The organism is Pseudarthrobacter defluvii (assembly GCF_030816725.1).
GTDB classification, from domain to species: Bacteria; Actinomycetota; Actinomycetes; order Actinomycetales; family Micrococcaceae; genus Arthrobacter; species Arthrobacter defluvii_A.
Genome location: NZ_JAUSYG010000001.1, coordinates 2,142,147 through 2,158,050, shown reverse-complemented (window position 1 = coordinate 2,158,050; position 15,904 = coordinate 2,142,147). Strand labels below are relative to the sequence as shown.

11 protein-coding genes and 1 tRNA gene are annotated in these 15,904 nt (G+C 66.4%); 9 read left to right on the top strand and 3 right to left on the bottom strand.

Going from position 1 to position 15,904, the window contains the following annotated elements; all coding sequences use genetic code 11:
• Window positions 1-36 precede the first annotated feature (36 nt).
• The 3 genes from QF031_RS10080 (at window position 37) to QF031_RS10070 (ending at window position 3,135) form a co-directional block, all read left to right on the top strand.
• On the top strand, window positions 37-537 hold the full coding sequence (locus QF031_RS10080) for a MarR family winged helix-turn-helix transcriptional regulator (RefSeq protein WP_307427394.1): 501 nt from the start codon (window positions 37-39) through the stop codon (window positions 535-537).
• A gap of 874 nt (window positions 538-1,411) precedes the next feature.
• Window positions 1,412-1,882 carry a hypothetical protein gene (locus tag QF031_RS10075; RefSeq protein ID WP_307427391.1) on the top strand — a complete coding sequence of 157 codons (471 nt, stop codon included), beginning with the start codon at window positions 1,412-1,414 and terminating at the stop codon, window positions 1,880-1,882.
• 464 nt (window positions 1,883-2,346) lie between these two features.
• Window positions 2,347-3,135 (top strand): phosphotransferase, encoded by a 789-nt coding sequence (locus tag QF031_RS10070; protein ID WP_307427388.1) that lies wholly within the window; start codon window positions 2,347-2,349, stop codon window positions 3,133-3,135.
• Between the two features lie 489 nt (window positions 3,136-3,624).
• Here the strand turns inward: QF031_RS10070 and QF031_RS10065 are convergent, their stop codons facing one another.
• Complete coding sequence (locus QF031_RS10065) at window positions 3,625-5,136, bottom strand: FAD-binding oxidoreductase (protein ID WP_307427385.1); 1,512 nt, start codon at window positions 5,134-5,136, stop codon at window positions 3,625-3,627.
• A gap of 291 nt (window positions 5,137-5,427) precedes the next feature.
• Here QF031_RS10065 and fdh point away from each other — a divergent pair, with 291 nt between their 5' ends.
• The 3 genes from fdh (at window position 5,428) to nrfD (ending at window position 10,960) form a co-directional block, all read left to right on the top strand.
• Window positions 5,428-8,766, top strand: coding sequence for a formate dehydrogenase (fdh, locus tag QF031_RS10060; RefSeq protein ID WP_307427382.1), 3,339 nt, complete (start codon window positions 5,428-5,430; stop codon window positions 8,764-8,766).
• 98 nt (window positions 8,767-8,864) lie between these two features.
• Complete coding sequence (locus QF031_RS10055; protein ID WP_307427379.1) at window positions 8,865-9,872, top strand: 4Fe-4S dicluster domain-containing protein; 1,008 nt, start codon at window positions 8,865-8,867, stop codon at window positions 9,870-9,872.
• Complete coding sequence (nrfD, locus tag QF031_RS10050) at window positions 9,869-10,960, top strand: NrfD/PsrC family molybdoenzyme membrane anchor subunit (RefSeq protein WP_307427376.1); 1,092 nt, start codon at window positions 9,869-9,871, stop codon at window positions 10,958-10,960. The genes QF031_RS10055 and nrfD overlap by 4 nt, the downstream gene beginning before the upstream one ends.
• Before the next feature lie 15 nt (window positions 10,961-10,975).
• Here the strand turns inward: nrfD and selD are convergent, their stop codons facing one another.
• The gene (gene selD / locus QF031_RS10045; RefSeq protein ID WP_307427374.1) at window positions 10,976-12,001 is read right to left on the bottom strand and encodes a selenide, water dikinase SelD; all 1,026 of its coding nucleotides are present in this window, start codon (window positions 11,999-12,001) and stop codon (window positions 10,976-10,978) included.
• Between the two features lie 44 nt (window positions 12,002-12,045).
• Here selD and QF031_RS10040 point away from each other — a divergent pair.
• From QF031_RS10040 to selB, 3 genes are all read left to right on the top strand, one after another.
• Window positions 12,046-12,140, top strand: a tRNA-Sec gene (locus tag QF031_RS10040).
• Window positions 12,141-12,175: 35 nt separating this feature from the next.
• A complete protein-coding gene (selA, locus tag QF031_RS10035) occupies window positions 12,176-13,507 on the top strand; it encodes an L-seryl-tRNA(Sec) selenium transferase (RefSeq protein WP_307427372.1) in 1,332 nt (443 codons plus the stop codon).
• Between the two features lie 3 nt (window positions 13,508-13,510).
• Entirely contained in the window at window positions 13,511-15,307 is a 1,797-nt protein-coding gene (gene selB, locus QF031_RS10030; protein ID WP_307427369.1) for a selenocysteine-specific translation elongation factor, read from the top strand.
• Window positions 15,308-15,367: 60 nt separating this feature from the next.
• Here selB and QF031_RS10025 read toward each other — a convergent pair whose 3' ends face one another.
• Window positions 15,368-15,865 (bottom strand): AAA family ATPase, encoded by a 498-nt coding sequence (locus QF031_RS10025; protein WP_307427364.1) that lies wholly within the window; start codon window positions 15,863-15,865, stop codon window positions 15,368-15,370.
• Window positions 15,866-15,904 lie beyond the last annotated feature (39 nt).

The window sequence follows — 15,904 nt, the reverse complement described above, 5'->3', positions numbered from 1 at the left end:
TTGCAGAACCGAAAATGTCAGAGGAAACTGGTCCTCATGGATACATCTGATGCTTTGGGTGGGGTGCCGGGCTTTGCGAGCCGGGAAGTGGAAGCCGTCATGGGGGCCGCGGACGTGCTTCTGCGCGTGGTGGCGCATTCGGTCGCAGAAGTGGAAGACACAGTGAACACCCCGCAGTTGCGGGTACTGGTCCTTATCCATTCGCGAGGGCCGCAGAACCTCGGCGGCGTCGCTGCAGAACTGGGTGTCCATGCTTCCAATGCCACCCGCATCTGCGACCGGCTTGTCAGCGCTGACCTGCTGCAGCGCCGGGAAGACCCGGCTGACAGGCGGTACATCCGGCTCGAGTTGACCAGCAAAGGCCGTGACCTGGTGGACACCGTTTTGGGGCACCGGCGACAGGCCATAGCCGAAGTGATCTCCCGGATGCCCGCCGGCCGCCGTCCCGCGCTGGCTTCAGCACTCGAAGCTTTCGCAGCGGCCGCAGGGGGCCAGGGCACCTCCGACGGTCGCTTCACGTTGGGGGCCGGCACCTGAAGTGACGGGTTTCCGCCTGCACACGCCATGCCTCCATTGAACCCCAATGCTTGCGGTTGCGCAATAGATTCGCATCTTTGCGGGCTGATGCTAAAGTCCGTCAATGCTTTAGGCGGCCGGTTGTGACGACCCTTTTCCTGGTGAACACTTCCTGGTCACGTTCGCCCCATCAAGGTCTCGGTTGCGCAAACACTGTGGTTCGCCGGCCATGGCCCGGCCTACGGTTGGGGGAGCGGCGGCTGATCAAAGGGATGAGGTTGATGACCAGGTTTCCATCGCTGTTTCACAACACTCTCCGCAGGCAGTTCCTGCCGCGGACCGTTCTGATGGGGCTTTTGGTGGTCGCCCTGTTTGCCGCGGCAGCGTCTTTCTCCCAGGGGAACCGGTACACCTTGACCGACCCGTCAGCAGGCCACGCTGTCGCCGCAAACCCCCACGCTGTCGCCGCAAATTCCCACGCTGTGCCCACCGCCCATCCGGCCGGACCAGCGATCCGTTCCGGTGGCGCTGTTGATGACCTTTCCGCCAGCCCGTCCAGCGCAGCCGCGTTAGCTTGCATGGATTCCGTCCCGAAGCAGGACCCGTGCTGTATCCGCTATCACGCTCCGCGTGCTGAGCCTACTTTCCTGATGTCCGAGGACCCTGAGCTGCCGGAGGCCGCCGTGCCCTGGCGGCCGGGAGCGGCCCACTGCCCGCCGTCACAGCACGAACCCGGAAGGCATTGCCTGGGGCTTGCCGAGCTGTGCATCAGCCGGACGTAAACCGGTACCAGGGCCCGCGGCGGCTGCACGCCGCATGTTTCCTTCAAGCAAGGGGAATCGGGCTGCCTGCCGTCCGTTGCCCGGTCACAGCACCACCAGGATAAGGACTTTTAATGAGAACCCCGCACAGCACCACCAAGTTCTTCCGCCTCATACCAGCTCTAGGGATGTCAGCCTTTATGCTGACCGGCTGCTACCACTCTTCCGAAGGAGACCACGACCCCGTCGCGCTCGGCGCGGACTTGAATTTCGCTGGATTGAAGTTGCGAAGTGTCCTGATCATCACTTCAGGGCAAAACGAACCCGGGCGCGTCCTGGGGACGATCTTCAACACCACTGCCACGCCGATGGAATTGGTGCTGGCTGATTCGGACGAACAACTTTCCGTCAAAATCCCGGCCCTTGAGCACGTAGAGTTCGACCGGTCGCCTCTGATCTTCGACAGCACGCAGGAGCCGCCCGGGGCGCGCACGGATTTGAAGGTGACCGTAAAGGGGCAGGAAGGCTCGATCAATGTCCCCATCCAGAACGGGACCTTCGACCAGTACCAGCCCTACGTCCCCTCTTCCAAGCCATCCAGCTGACCAGAACAGATAAGTGGCCCATCCGGACAGATATCGGCCTCGGCATCCGTGATCAAGGTTGACCGCACCGGACTTCCGGCCGCCAACTTCACTTCGTCGGATCCTCAGGTAGGTTCACTCACCGTAGTGATCGGAAGCCCCCTGGGGTTGGAGGAGACGGTCACCGCCGGAATCGTCTCCAGCCTGCACCGGAACATGCCGCCGTCCAAGGAATCGCCCCACCGCGCCTGGCGAGCGGATCGGTCAAACACGCTGCCCTGGGCGTGGCCCACACCGATATCACTCCACAGCTGGCACAACGGTTCTCTCTGCCCGCTACCGCCGACGCCTTGATAGTGAAACCTGAAGGTCACCCTCACAGACCTGGCTGCACAACGCTGAACGACGGCGGCACCGGTCCTGCTTTGCCCCCTGAAACCCTGAGGCCAGGGCGGGGGAGAAGCCGGACCCGGTAGTCTCCATGGGTGGGATGCCTGCACTTACTCAGCGACGAACAAGCTGGCTTTGTTGAGGCCCATTTCCCAGGGTTTCGATTTGTTAATGATCTTTCGTGGTACCTCGCGGATACGGTCGTACTGGAAATAGAGCATGATGAGCGCAGATACGTGGTCAAAGCTGCCGCACCCGGCAACCACCACATCGGCCGTGAAATAGACGCCCACCGGTCCTTTGCCGGAGTCTGGGCGTCTAAACACAAAGCGCCCAGACTCGTGCACGCGAACCGACTGTTGAACCTTCTGGTGACGGAGTACCTGGAGGGTTGCCTGGTCGAGGGGACGGCAGCCGAATACGACGCGGGACCCTACGTCCAGGCCGGGCAACTCCTGCGTGAATTCCACGGCCAGACCGTGCGGATGGACCGGGAATATGAGACAACAGCGACTGGCAGAGCGATGGCATGGCTAAGGATGCCCCATCGCATTGAAGAATCCCTGGCAGAAAAAGCGGTGACAATCCTGGCCGCATACCGGCCGGGACCGGTGCCCGTCGTTCCAACCCACGGGGACTGGCAACCGCGCAACTGGCTGATTAACGGCGCTGAGCTCAGGGTCATCGACTTTGGCCGGTTTGCGTTCAGGCCGGCGGTCAGTGATTTCTGCCGGTTGGCCGCGCAACAGTGGCGGTCCAACCCTGTGCTGGAAGTTGCTTTCTTTGAGGGGTACGGTTTCAGACCCCCGGGAGAGCCGGCTATGGAACATGACATCCCTGCGCGAGGCTGTCGGCACCGCCGTTTGGGCGTTTCACGTTGGTGACCGGGAATTCGAGAGACAGGGACACCGGATGCTTCACGATGCCCTGGCCCTCTACTGAAACCCACTGCTTTCGGGAAGCAGGAAGGGAATAACGCAGCCTCCCCGCGCTTTGTTAACGGTGAGGCGACCGGCAGTTGGTCCCCTCATTCGAAAGGACCCCCTTGCCCACAGCTTTCATTCCGTTCACTATGCGCGCTTCAGCCCGTGACGACCACCGCGGCACCTTCCGCACCGATATAGAGCGGTTGAGTGCCGGACACCTGCACTGGACGCCCCTTGATGTAATCAGGTCCACGAGTACGCAGGCTGTCTTTCGCGGCGCTGTTCCGAAGGGTGCTCACACCGCGACTGACGCGAACCTGGCGCGCTTCCTTGAAGATCGCCTTGCCGCAGCGGACATTTACCTGGACCTGAGCGTCGCAATCGAGCGATAGAGGGATCGTGGAGCCCCGGACCTTGGTCCGGGGCTTTCTTGTACCCGGGCAGGGCTTACGTGGACGGAGTCCCTTCCGCCGGATTGGCTGAGGTCCCCCCGCCGGGTTGGAATGGAAGTGCCTCCTCCGCAGCCAGGGACTGGTGCAGTGCGACCGGCGTCTCAGACCGGACGACGGCGGGGGTGCCTGCCGCTGCGGGCGTGATGTTCTGGTTGACATGGAAGAAGTTGTCCGGGTCGTACTTCGCTTTGAGTTCAGCGAGCCGGGCGTAGTTCGACCCGAGGGTGTCCTGGATCCTTGCCTGATCGTCGGCGTCCTGGAAGTTGATGTAGCCGCCAGGCTCGGAGTACTCGTGGAGCGCGGCCCAGTACTCCCGGACCCAGGCAATGTTCTTCTCGTTCTCCGAAGCTTCGGGCCATTGCCCGGCAATGACCGGGGCGAACTTCACGTCGCGGTAGGCAAAGGCGGTGGCTTCCGGCGCAACCCGCTGGGCTGCCCCGTCGATCGGGTAGAAGTGGTTTGCCGAGTGGACGCTGGGGATGCCGGGGGAGTGTTCGACGGCGACACGGAGCGCGTCGTCGCTGAGGGTCCGAAGGAAGTCGGCCTTCCAGTAGCCCTGGAGTCCGGGGATGCCGCTGAGTCCGTCGAACATGATGTTCAGCCCGGGGTACGGCATTGGTGCAAAGAAATTCCCCAGCACCGGGCCGGCATCCAGCATGCGCTGCCAGTGCGACGGGCCCGCATCGAGGTCGCCCGTCCACATGCCTGCAATCACTGCCACTGGTCTCCCATGCCACTCCTCAGGCAGGAAGGGAACCGGGGGTCCTTGGTGGAATCCCAGGAAAGCGCCCATCTCCTCAGGCTCGGCCGCTATCCACTCGCGGTACGCCGCACCGACCTGGGCGCCAATTGAAGCGTCGAAGAACATAATTCCCACATGGACCATGTCCACAGGGTGCAGGCGGAACTCCATCGAGGTGACCACCCCGAAGTTTCCGCTTCCGCCGCGGAGGGCCCAGAAAAGGTCTACGTTTTCTGCATCGCTGGCAGTAACGAAGGTTCCGTCGGCAAGGACGACGTCGGCCGAAGCGAGGTTGTCGCACGCCAGGCCGTACTTGCGGGTGAGATATCCGATGCCGCCGCCCAGGGTAAGGCCGGCGACGCCTGTGGAGCCGATGATGCCCCCCGTACTTGCCAGCCCGAACGCGTGCGTCGCGTGGTTGTAGTCCGCCCAGGTGGAGCCGGGCTCGACTCGGGCCATGCGTGCTGCCGGGTCGACGCGCACTCCCCGGCGCGCCGAGAAATCAAGGACCAGGCCGCCGTCGACCGTCCCAAATCCGGGGGCGCTGTGACCCCCGCCGCGCACCGCAACCTCAATGTCGAGGCCGCGGGCGAAGCGGACGGCGGCCATGACGTCTGCGACCTGGGATACCCGCAGGATTGCTGCAGGACGACGGTCAATCATGCCGTTGTACACGCGCCGCGCGGCGTCGTACTCCGCGTCGTCCTCTTCGATGACCTGCCCGCGGACCTGTTCGCGGAGCACGTCGAAACGATCGCTACCCATCACAACTCCAAACATTTTTTTCGCCAAGACCAGGGGCAGCCGGCTCCATACAGGGCCCAGCGGGGGCCAGCATGATGATTCCTTCGGTATACGCCCGGCCCTCAAGGGGGTCAAGGTCGGATGCATTCTTCAGCTACCCAATTTGCAGGCCCCGCCAGGAAGGGGCAGCGAGGCTGTCAAACCGGGTTCGCGGGGGCGGCTCCTTACGGGGCTTCGGGCTGCACGACCCGGGGGACGACACGCCCAGCCCTGTCCTGTTGCTCCGGCGGTGGTGTGGGATAAGCTCCAGAAATGGCACCGCGAAGTTTCCTTCAATGGCCGGTCGTCCGTCAGCTAAGCACGGGCGACCTGTTGGGTCGTGGCCCAGCGGTCACATCGGCCAAGACCAAGGCAATAGCCCCCCGCACAGCAACTGCTGACCGAGTGGTTCAGAGCGTCTGCCCCTACTGCGCCGTTGGGTGTGGACAGCGCGTGTACGTCAAGGACGAGAAAGTGGTCCAGATCGAGGGCGATCCGGATTCACCCATTTCGCGCGGCCGGCTCTGCCCCAAGGGCTCAGCCAGCGAGCAGCTGGTCAACTCGCCGGGCCGGCAGACCAAAGTGCTTTACCGTGCGCCGCGTTCCACGGAGTGGGAACATCTGGACCTGGATACGGCCATCGAGATGGTGGCCGACCGGTTCATCGAGACCCGCCGCAGGACCTGGCAGCAGGAGGACGACCAGGGCCGGCTGCTGCGCCGGACCATGGGCATCGCCTCTCTGGGCGGCGCAACCCTGGACAACGAAGAGAACTACCTGATCAAGAAGCTCTTCACGGCTGCCGGGGCCGTGCAGACCGAGAACCAGGCCCGCATATGACACTCCGCCACGGTTCCCAGTTTGGGAGCCTCGTTTGGACGCGGTGGTGCAACGCAATCACTGCAGGACATGGCCAACGCCGACTGCATCGTCATCCAGGGTTCCAACATGGCCGAGTGCCATCCTGTGGGGTACCAGTGGGTGGCGGAGGCTAAGGCCCGCGGCGCTAAGGTCATCCATGTCGACCCGCGCTTCACGCGTACGTCAGCGGTGTCGGACAAGCACATCCCCATCCGGGCCGGTTCTGACGTTGTGCTGCTTGGCGCGCTCATTAATTACGTCATAACCAACGATCTCTGGTTCAAGGAGTACGTCACCGCGTACACCAACGCGGCCACGCTGGTGCATAAGGATTTCCGTGACGCCGAGGACCTCGGCGGGCTGTTCTCCGGCTTCGATCCGGAGAAGGGCGCCTACGACACTTCGTCCTGGGCCTACGCGGAAAAAGAGGAGGGCGCCATTGACGAGCCCGGCCCAGGTTCGGAACACGGTGCCGATGCCACCGCACGTGCCACCGGCCACGCCTATGGAAGTGGCGGTCCACCGCTGGAGCATGCCGAGGTCCAGCGTGACGACACCCTCCAGGACCCCCGGACCGTCTTCCAGATCTTGAAGCGGCACTATGCCCGATACACAGCGCAGACGGTGCAGGACATGTGCGGCATCAGCGTCGCGGACTTCGAATACCTGGCGCGGACCATCACGGAAAACTCCGGACGCGACAAGACCACCTGTTTCGCCTACGCCGTCGGTTGGACCCAGCACTCCCTTGGGGCGCAGTTCATCAGGGCCGCAGCCATCCTGCAGCTCCTGCTGGGCAACGTGGGGCGCCCGGGTGGAGGAATCATGGCCCTGCGAGGCCATGCCAGCATCCAGGGCTCCACAGACATCCCCACCCTGTTCAACCTGCTGCCCGGTTACCTGCCGATGCCCAGCGCCGGCCGCCATGACAGCCTCGAAGAGTACCTGTCAGTTATCGGATCGAAGCAGCAAAAAGGCTACTGGGCTGACGCGGACGCCTACACCATCAGCCTGCTGAAGGCCTGGTGGGGCGAGGCCGCGACTGCGCAGAACAATTGGGCATACGACTACCTGCCGAGGCTGACCGGCGCCCACGGTACGTACGAGACCGTGATGGGCATGCTTGAGGACGAAGTGGAAGGCTACTTCCTGCTCGGGCAGAACCCGGCAGTCGGGTCGGCGCATGGCCGCATGCAGCGCCTGGGCATGTCGCATCTGAAGTGGCTGGTGGTGCGTGACCTGAACATGATCGAGTCCGCCACCTGGTGGAAAGACGGCCCCGAAATTGAATCGGGGGAGTTGCGCACGGAGGATATCGAGACCGAGATCTTCTTCATGCCGGCGGCAACCCACGTGGAGAAGGCCGGCTCGTTCACCCAGACCCAGAGGCTGCTGCAGTGGCGGCACCAGGCTGTGGCTCCGCCGGGGGAGTGCCAAAGCGAACTGCAGTTCTTCTTTGAACTGGGCAAGCGGATCCGGGAGAAGCTGGCAGGATCCAAGGACGAGCGCGACCGTCCGCTGCTGGACCTGACGTGGGACTATCCCACCGATGAACACGGCGATCCGGATGCCGAGTCGGTCCTTGCCGAGATCAACGGCCGTCACTTGGTCGGTCCGGAAGCCGGCAAGCCCCTCTCCGCCTACACGGAACTCCGCGCTGACGGCTCCACGTCGGCCGGTTGCTGGATCTACACCGGCGTGTACGCTGACGGCCTCAACCATGCGGCCAACCGCAAGCCCGGCCAGGAACAGGGACCGGCAGCTCCGGAATGGGGCTGGGCATGGCCAGCCAACCGCCGGATACTCTACAACCGCGCTTCGGCCGACCCCGCCGGTAAACCCTGGAGCGAGCGGAAGAAATACATCTGGTGGGACCAGGAGCAGGGCAAATGGGTGGGTGATGACGTGCCCGACTTCCCGGTTGACCGGGCGCCGGGCAGCCATCCGGACCCCTCTGTCGGTGGTCCGGCCGCCCTCAGCGGGGATGATCCGTTCATCATGCAGGCCGATGGCAAGGGCTGGCTGTACGCGCCGAAGGGCCTACTGGACGGACCCCTTCCCACCCACTACGAGGCGCAGGAGTCACCGGTGGCCAACGGGCTGTATCCGCAACAGCAGAATCCGGCGCGGCTGGTATTCCCCCGGGCGGACAACCTCAGTGCCCCGAGCGCAGGGACCAAGGGCGCCGAAGTTTATCCCTACGTCTTCACCACCTACCGCCTGACCGAACACCACACGGCGGGCGGGATGAGCCGCTGGCTTCCGTACCTCTCCGAGCTGCAACCGGAGATGTTCTGCGAGGTCTCGCCGGAACTGGCAGCTGAGCGCGGTCTTGAACCCTACGGGTGGGCCACGATCATTTCGCCCCGCTCTGCCATCGAGGCTAAGGTGCTTGTGACGGACCGGGTGAGGCCGTTGCGCGTCGGCGGTCACACGGTGCACCAGATCGGGCTGCCCTACCACTGGGGTGTCGGCAGCAACGCCGTCGTCAGCGGTGACGCGGCCAACGATCTGCTGGGTGTGACGCTGGATCCCAACGTCCAGATCCAGGAGTCCAAGGTGGCGTCCTGCGACATCCGACCGGGCCGCCGGCCCCGCGGAAAGGAACTGCTTGCCTTGGTAGCCGAGTATCAGGAACGGGCCGGAGTGACTATCGAGACCGGCAACCGCGCCGTTACCGACTCCGCGGCGGAAGGCATCGAATCCGCCGCCGGGGGCGGGGAACGCCCCGCCGAGGGTGGTCCGAGTTGATGGACGTGACTGCCTCCGCCCAAGCACACATTGCCCCGCCCGGACAGCCACTGCCAGACGGCAGCGTTCCGGACACCGACCCGACGACGGAGGACTAGATGGGCCAGCTGTCCGGACCGACCGACCCCACCGCCGATGCCCATTGGGAGCACAACCATCCGCGCAAGGGGTTCTTCACCGACACCTCGATCTGTATCGGCTGCAAGGCCTGCGAAGTCGCCTGCAAGGAATGGAACCACAACCCGCAGGACGGGAACCTGGAGCTGCTTGGGTCCTCCTACGACAACACCGGGTCCCTGGGCGCCAGCACGTGGCGGCACGTCGCCTTCATCGAGCAGGGCCAGGAACGCATTGTTGAGGCACGGGAATCAGGCCGCGCCCTGGTCAGCCTGGGCATGCCGCGCATCGGTCCTCCGGCCCCGGCAACGGCTGTCACGGACCTCGCGGACGCTGATACCACCCCGCCGGACACCGCAGACTTCCGCTGGCTGATGTCCTCCGATGTCTGCAAGCACTGCACCCACGCCGGCTGTCTCGACGTCTGTCCCACCGGTGCGCTGTTCCGCACCGAGTTCGGCACTGTTGTGGTCCAGGATGACGTCTGCAACGGCTGCGGAACCTGCGTGGCCGGGTGCCCCTTCGGCGTGATCGAGCGCCGCAGCAACGGCACGGTCAAGGTTGCCAGCAGCAGGGAAGAACAGCACGCCAAGCATCCGTCCGTCCCCAACGAGGGCATCGCCCAGAAGTGCACGCTGTGCTACGACCGGCTGGTTGATGACCAGACACCGGCATGTGCCAAGGCCTGCCCGACGACGTCCATCAAGTTCGGCGACCACGATGACATGGTGGAGACGGCCCGGGAACGGGTCGCCACCCTGCACACGCAGGGCATGACCGAAGCGAGGCTTTACGGGGCGAACGAACACGACGGCGTGGGTGGAACCGGATCGGTCTTCCTGCTGCTGGACGAGCCCGAAGTCTATGGGCTTCCGCCGGACCCCCGGGTGCCCACAGCCGACCTGCCAACGATGTACCGGCGGGCCGGACTGGCCGTGGCTGGCATGGCCGCGGCAGCTGCGCTGGCTTTCCTGGGAGGACGGGCGTGACCCTCTCAGAGTTTGACAGTTTCCGGCCATCTGAGCCTGCCCGCCGTCGCCGGGAAGGCGGTAAGCGTGGCAACGGCCGCCGCCGTGACAACAGTGACGGTTCCCGCGAGATGCCCATGGTGCCGGAGCCGGAGTTCACTTCGTATTACGGCCGTCCCGTGGTCAAGCCGGCTCCTTGGGGCGATGACGTCGCGATCTACCTCTTCCTCGGTGGCGTGGCAGCCGGGTCGGCCCTCCTCGGACTCGGCGGGCAACTGACCGGACGGCCCACGCTGCGGCGCAACGCCCGACTGGGCGCCCTGACAGCAGTCAGCGCCGGTGCCGTGGCCCTGGTGAAGGACCTGGGCAGGCCTGAGCGTTTCCTGCACATGCTGCGGACCTTCAAAGTGACCTCGCCCATGAGCGTCGGCTCCTGGATCCTCAGCGCCTTCAGCGCAGGTGCGGGGGTCGCGGCAGTGGCTGAAATCGACCGGATGAGCGGAAGCCGGCTGCCGCTGGGACCCCTGCGCAAGGTGCTGCAGGCTGTCGAAGGACCGGCAGGCATCGAAGCTGCGGTATTCGCCGGGCCTTTGGCCGCGTACACCGCGGTCCTGCTGGGTGACACCGCCACCCCGACGTGGAACGCTGCCCACGAGGAACTGCCATTCGTCTTTGTGAGTTCGGCCTGCCTGGCATCTGCCGGCCTCGCCATGGTCACCACACCGGTCCACGAGACAGGGCCCGCCCGGAAACTCGCCGTCCTCGGCGTCTTGGGCGACGTCGCTGCCATGAAGGTAATGGAGCACCGGATGGACCCGGTAGCCGCGGAGCCCCTGCACCAGGGGAAGGCGGGGGCCATGCTGAAGTGGAGTGAGCGGCTTGCTGTGGCCGGCGGCCTCGGGACGCTGCTGGCCGGACGGAACCGCCTGGTGGCAGCAGCCTCGGGGTTGGCGCTGCTGACCGCCTCGGCGCTGACACGCTTCGGTGTGTTCGAGGCCGGACTCGAATCTGCGAGGGATCCGCGCTACACCATCGAGCCGCAGAAGAACCGGCTCGCCCGCCGCCGTGCCGCCGGCATCACCGGAGACGCCATCACCACCGCCGGCTGAGCCGGCAGGCCGGCATCAGCGGACCTCGATGCCCCGCCCTGCTGTGGTGTGGCCAACCACGGGGTAGCCCGGTAGTTCGCCGACCACCAGCAGGCCGCCGGAGGTCTGGGCATCAGCCAGCAGCAGCAGGTCGTCTTCGGTGATGCCGGGAGCGGATCCCACATGCGGCCGCACCCAGTCGAGGTTGCGCCGGGTCCCGCCGGAGACGTAGCCGTCCCGGAGCGCTTCCCGTGCCCCCTCGATCAGCGGCACCGACTTCAGATCGATCACGGCGCCCACTTGGGAGGCGCGCACCATCTTGTATAGGTGTCCCAAGAGGCCAAATCCCGTCACGTCGGTTGCCGCCCGGGCGCCGGACGCTACAGCGGCGTCTGCGGCGTCGCGGTTGAGGGCGGCCATGGACTCCACCGCTTCGGCGAACACCTCACCGGTCTTTTTGTGCCGGTTGTTGAGAAGTCCGACGCCGAGTGGCTTGGTGAGCGTGATGGGCAGCCCGGGCTCGGCGGCGTCGTTGCGGAGCAGGCGGTCGGGGTGGGCGACACCGGTCACCGCCATGCCATACTTTGGCTCCGGATCGTCGATGGAGTGCCCGCCGAGCACCGGGCACCCGGCCTGCGATGCAACGCTCAGGCCGCCGCGGAGTACTTCGGTCATCAGTTCCATCGGCAGGACATCGCGGGGCCAGCCGACGAGGTTGATCGCCGTGACCGGCCGGCCGCCCATGGCGTAAATGTCTGAAAGAGCGTTGGCGGCTGCAATGCGGCCCCAGTCAAAGGCATCGTTGACGACCGGAGTGAAAAAGTCGGCTGTGGTCAGGACCGCAAGGTCGTCGCGGACCAGGACGGCCGCGGCATCGTCACCGCTGTCGAGCCCAACCAGCACCTCGGCGCCCGGTTGGCCAATCAGCCCGCGGACCGCGTCTTCGAGTTCGCCCGGCGGAATCTTGCAGGCACAACCCCCGCCGTGGGCGTAGTCGGTGAGCCGGAAGGCGCCGGCAGCACCGCCGTCGAGTTGCTGGACTGATGTCTGAGCCTCATTCACCCGCCTAGCGTACCCCTCCAGCCAACCCTGCTATATTGAGGCGCGGTGGCGTCCGGGTCCTGGTGGGCCCCCCGGTCTTCAAAACCGGTGAGGCTGAGCATCTCGGCCTGGCGGGTTCGATTCCCGTCCGCCACCGCCAACTACCGGCAGGAATGCCGCGAAAAGAGGAGGGCTGTGGACCAGGTCGATCCCCGGCGCCTGATTCCCCGCACGAACGACCTGCTGGCACTTCCGGCCGTCCGCCACGCCGCGACACGCCTGAACGGGCGCGTTGTCCGGGAGCTCGTCCGGCAGGTCCAGGAACAGGCGCGGCGCGGCGAACTTCCTCCGGCCCAGGTGGAACCAGCGCTGTTGGCGGCCGTTTCGTCACGGACGGCAACAACCCTCCGGCCCGTGCTGAACGCAACCGGCGTCATCGTGCACACCAACCTTGGCCGTGCCCCCCTTTCTGCAAGCGCGGTGGAAGCCCTTGTCGCCGCCAGCGGCTACGTGGATGTCGAACTGGACCTCACGGACGGCAGCCGTTCCCGCCGTGGCGCCGGCGCCCGGGCGGCCCTGCTCGCCGCCTGTCCCGCAGCCGAAGACGCCCTGGTGGTCAACAACGGGGCCGCAGCCCTGGTGCTGGCCACCACAGCCTTCGCTGCGGGCCGCGAAGTGGTGGTGAGCCGCGGGGAACTCGTCGAGATCGGTGCAGGCTTCCGGCTCACCGACCTGATGGAATCCACGGGCGCAAGACTTCGTGAAGTGGGCACCACGAACCGGACGCACCTGCATGACTACGCGGGCGCCCTCGGACCGGACACGGGCTGCGTCCTCAAGGTGCATCCCAGCAACTTCCGGGTGGACGGCTTCACGTCCGCTGTTCCAATCGACGAACTGTCCCGGCTGACCGTGGCGCACGGGGTACCGCTCGTGGCCGACCTGGGCAGCGGACTGCTGGCCCCCGACCCGTACCTGCCGGATGAACCCGACGTTGCCACGGCTCTGGCGGGCGGGGCCGACGTCGTCATCGCCAGCGGTGACAAACTGCTGGGCGGCCCCCAGGCGGGTTTGCTGCTGGGCCGCAAGGAGATCATCCAGCGGCTGGCGCGCCACCCGCTCGCCCGCGCGGTGCGGGCCGACAAACTTGCCCTGGCCGCCCTTGAGGCGACCGTCGCCGGCGGCCCGCCGCCGGTTGTCGAGGCGCTGCACGCCGACGTCGAACAATTGCGGCGCCGTACTGACCGGCTCGGCCAAGCACTCGGGGTACCCGTCGTGTCCCACGACGGCCGGGTGGGCGGCGGCGGTGCCCCGGGTGTTCCGCTCCCGGGATGGGCGCTCCGGCTTCCCGAGGGAATTGCGGGCCGCCTGCGCACCGGTGACCCCGCCGTGCTGCCCCGCGTCCACGACGGCGCCTGCCTGATCGATTTGCGCTGCGTGCCCGCAAAGGATGATGACCGGATTCTCGGTGCGGTGCGGCAGGTGCTGGCAGCCTTCGAAGCCGCGGACACGGGCAGGGCGGGCTGAACCGTGCATGTCGTTGCCACGGCCGGGCATGTCGATTCCGGCAAGAGCACGCTGGTCCGCGCCATGACCGGCATGGAGCCGGACCGCTGGGAGGAAGAGCGTCGCCGCGGGCTGACCATCGACCTGGGCTACGCCTGGACCACCCTGCCCTCCGGCCAGGACGTTGCGTTCGTGGATGTACCCGGCCACGAGCGCTTCCTTGGCAACATGCTTGCCGGCATCGGACCAGCGCCAGTGGTCTGCTTCGTCGTGGCGGCCGATGAGGGTTGGCAGGCCCAGTCGAGTGATCACCGGGATGCCGTCGCCGCACTCGGTATCGAACACGGCGTTGTGGTGCTCAGCCGCGCGGACCGGGCGTCCGGGCAGCGGGCAGCCGAGGTGCTCGCGCGGACCCGCACGGAGCTGGCAGGGACCGGACTGCGGGACGCGCCCGCGGTGGCTGTGTCAGCCATCGACGGGACGGGCCTGGCCGAGCTGCGTGCAGCGCTCGACGGCGTCCTGGCCCGGGTGCCTGCTCCCGCCACCACCGGGCGGGTCAGGCTGTGGGTGGACCGCTCGTTCACCATCACCGGTTCCGGAACGGTGGTGACCGGAACACTGGCGGCAGGCACAGTGGCCCAGGGGGACAGGCTGGAGCTGCTCGGCCATGTGGACTCCCGGCCCGTCGTGGTCCGCGGCGTGCAAAGCCGGGACACCTCGTACACTTCAGTCGAGCCGGTCAGTCGGGTGGCGTTGAACCTGCGCGATGTTGCCGCGACGGACATCCGCCGCGGCGATGCACTGGTTACCCCGGATGCCTGGCCCACTACCGGCGTCGTCGGCATCCAGCGCACCACCGGTGTGGCGTACACCGAGGTGCCGGAACAAATCATGGTGCATGTTGGCACGGCCTCCGTGCCGGCCCGGCTGCGTCCCTTCGGGGACGACCACGCCCGGCTGGTCCTCGACAGGCACCTGCCCCTGGTTCTCGGGGACCGGCTGGTGCTGCGCGATCCCGGCAGCCGCTCGGTCCTGGGTGGCGCCAGCATCCTGGACGCCGACCCGCCGGCCCTGCGGCGGCGCGGCGATGGCGCCCACTGGGCTGAGCGGCTTGCAGGCATGGATTCGGGCGGAGACGTGCTGGGGGAAGTGGCGGCCCGGGGAGCGGTCCAGGTGCCTCATCTCCGCAAGCTTGGACTGCTGTCCGGGTGCGACGCGGATGCCCCGTCGGGGGTCCGGGTTTTCGGTGACTGGTGGGTCCATGCCCCTGTCCTCGAGGCCTGGCAGCACAGGCTGCGGACCGCGGTCCAGTCCCTGCAGGAGCGGGATCCCCTGGCTCCGGGCCTTTCCATGGGCGCGGCGCGTGACCTGCTTAAGCTGCCCGACGAGCGGCTGCTCACCCATGTCCTCCAGGGGGCGGAGCTGGAACACGAGAGCGGCTACATCCGCCTGCCGGGCAGCCAGGACAACCTCGGTCCCATTGAAACGGCAATCGCCCAGTTGGAGGGCAGGCTCAGCGCGGACGCCTTCCACGCCCCGGAAGCCGATGAACTGGCTGCACTTGGCCTGGGCGCCCGGGAACTTGCCGCCGCCGAACGCACGGGGCGCGTGCTGCGGCTGCGTGACGGGGTGGTGCTGCTGCCTACGGCCCCGGCCCTCGCGATGCGCACCCTCGCCGGCCTGGACCAGCCGTTCACCACCAGCCAGGCACGCCAGGCGCTCGGCACGACGCGCCGGATCGCGGTTCCCCTGCTCGAACACCTCGACTCCCGCGGCTGGACCAGGCGGCTGGATGCGGGCCACCGCACGGTGGTGCGCTGACCTCGCCGGTCGTCGAAAAACGCGGCACCTCAAGAAGGACGACCAGGCACCGTGGGGTGATCAAACGCGCCGCAGAATGTCGTCCACAACCTTGGTGAGCGGCGCGGTGGCGTCGATCGCGATGCCGCCGGGCGGGATGTCCTCCCGTGTGCCGTGCAGGTGTTCGATCAGCTCCCGTTCGGTCTTCCGTCCGCCCCATTCATCCCGCGGGCGCCCGTCAAGCCGTCGCTGCAGCGTTTCGAGGTCCACCTCGAGAACGAAGACGCCGTCGAAGAGATCGATGAATTCGGCGAGGTTCCTCGACCCGCCGCAGAAGAAGGTGAGGGCTTCCCGCTGGTCCGCTGCCAAGGCCCTGACCTGGTCCACCCTCCACAGGTGGTGCCGGTGGACGGCGACTCCGGTGATGCCCTCTACTGGTTCACCGGTTTCCGGGTCGCCTTGGTAGGCGAGCTCCCGGTCCCCGTTGATGGCGTGGAAGCCGCGCCGCCGCAGTTCATTGCAGACAGCGGTCTTGCCGGTTCCCGAGCCGCCTTCAATGAGGTAGTTCTTTCTGCCCATGCCTGATGGTACCGATGCGGGGCGGGCAATTCTCCCCGT

Excerpts from the sequence above, each read along its gene's own strand:
- QF031_RS10075 (WP_307427391.1), top strand. The coding sequence starts at position 1,412 with ATGAGAACCCCGCACAGCACCACCAAGTTCTTCCGCCTCATACCAGCT.
- QF031_RS10025 (WP_307427364.1), bottom strand. The coding sequence starts at position 15,865 with ATGGGCAGAAAGAACTACCTCATTGAAGGCGGCTCGGGAACCGGCAAG.
- QF031_RS10055 (WP_307427379.1), top strand. The coding sequence starts at position 8,865 with ATGGGCCAGCTGTCCGGACCGACCGACCCCACCGCCGATGCCCATTGG.
- QF031_RS10065 (WP_307427385.1), bottom strand. The coding sequence starts at position 5,136 with ATGGGTAGCGATCGTTTCGACGTGCTCCGCGAACAGGTCCGCGGGCAG.
- QF031_RS10080 (WP_307427394.1), top strand. The coding sequence starts at position 37 with ATGGATACATCTGATGCTTTGGGTGGGGTGCCGGGCTTTGCGAGCCGG.